The sequence below is a fragment of the Streptomyces sp. DI166 genome (assembly GCF_900091315.1).
GTDB classification, from domain to species: Bacteria; Actinomycetota; Actinomycetes; order Streptomycetales; family Streptomycetaceae; genus Streptomyces; species Streptomyces fuscus.
The window spans coordinates 1-1,668 of record NZ_FLSP01000228.1 but is presented as its reverse complement, the minus strand read 5'-3'; the positions used below and the strand labels follow the sequence as shown (position 1 = coordinate 1,668).

1 protein-coding gene is annotated in these 1,668 nt (G+C 68.5%); it reads right to left on the bottom strand.

From position 1 onward, the window contains the following. Positions 1-29 precede the first annotated feature (29 nt). Positions 30-1,268, bottom strand: coding sequence for an IS110 family transposase (locus GA0115233_RS39975; RefSeq protein WP_176712131.1), 1,239 nt, complete (start codon positions 1,266-1,268; stop codon positions 30-32). Positions 1,269-1,668: the final 400 nt, after the last annotated feature.

Genomic DNA, 1,668 nt, shown 5'->3' with positions numbered 1-1,668 from the left:
GGAGAGAGACATCTCACGTGCCTAAGAAGTCAAGCCGCGACCGCGAGATCGGCTGAGGAGGAGGTGAAGGCGTGTTGCTCGCTGAAGGGCTGCCGGGTCTGGAGACAGTGGTAGAGCTGTCCGATCATGCGGTTGAACAGGTGCCGTTGGGCCTGGGCATGCCAGTCTCCGTGCTCGCGCCGCCTGCGGTAATGAGCGTCGGCTCCCGGCGAGGCTTTGAGGGCCGCGAAGGCCCATTGGTGGCCGGCGTTGGCCAGGCGGTTGTTCTTGATGAAGCGCCGGCCGACGAAGCGTTTCTTGCCCGAGGCCCGGGTGATGGGGGCCGATCCCGCGTATGCCTTCAGCGCGCGGGCGTCGGTGAACCGCTCGCGGTCGTCACCGGTCTCGGCGAGCACCCGGGCGCCGAGCTGGACACCCATGCCGGGGAAGCTGAGCATGATCTCAGCGTCCGGGTGCTGGAGAAAAGACGCCTCCACCGCCTCGGCGAGGTCGTCGACGGCCCGGCAGGCTGCATCCAACTGGCCTATCAGAGCCAGCAGTTGTGCACCCATGGCGTCTTCGACCAACGGCGGCTGATGGGCCTGCCCGGCGCGCAGGGCGGTCTTGATCCGCTCGGCTTCGACGTCGATCCCGCGGACGCGTCCGGCGCGTTTGAGGGCGGCCCGGACCTGCGGCAAGGTCAGTCGGACCGCAGTGCGCGGTGTCGGGGCGGCAGCCAGGACGGCGCGGGCCTCGGGCCGGGCCAGCCCACCTTGCTTGCCGAGGAAGGCGTCCAGCGCGACGGGGTAGTACTCGCGCAGCAGCGAACGGATCTGGTTGCCGATCTGCTGGCGGGACCAGACCGCGTCCTGCTGGGCGCGGGCCAGGACCGCGACGGCTTTGGCAAGGTCGCTGTCGTCGGGCAGCGGCCGGTGGGCGTGCATGTCGGTGCGCAGGATGTTCGCGAGCACCAGGGCGTCACCGGGGTCGGACTTCTTGCGCGAGACGCCGTGTCGATCCCGGTAACGGGCAGCGGCGAGCGGGTTGATCGCGAAGATCTTCCGTTTCCCGGTCCGCAGGACCGCCACCAGCAGGCCGCGGGAGGTCTCGATGGCCACCGGTATCGGCTCGTCGGCGCTGTCTCCGTACTCGGCCAGCAGGTCGAGCAGCAGCCGGTAGCCGGCCGCGTCGTCGCTGATGCGGCGCTTGGCCAGCAGGGTGCCGTCCTGGTCGACCAGGGCCACATCGTGATGCGCCTCGGCCCAGTCGATCCCGCAGAACACAGTCAAGCCGATCTCCCATCCTCGTGCGTTTGCGCAGGTGACAAGCCTGTGCGGGCCACGCGGCGACCTAATCCCAGGACTCGACGGTCCGCCATCTCACTAGCCGTTCGCGGCACCAGCGCACCGCACGGGCCCCGGTCTTCGCCAGAGCTCAAAGGCTCGCGGACAACAAGGGGGTTCGCCATACGGCGGGCTCACACCACGACGATCAACGTCCAGCACAGGCCGGTGAGTTTCGCGGTGGCCCGAAGACACCGGGCGGCACCGTTCTCTCTCAAGGCCTCATGGGCCGGGAACCAACAGGAGTCGGCCCGGTGCCCACGCGACCACCGCGAGACCCACCACAACACCAGTCCGGCACGTCCCTGATGGGACGAGCTGGAACCACTTACTCAAGGATTAGGAA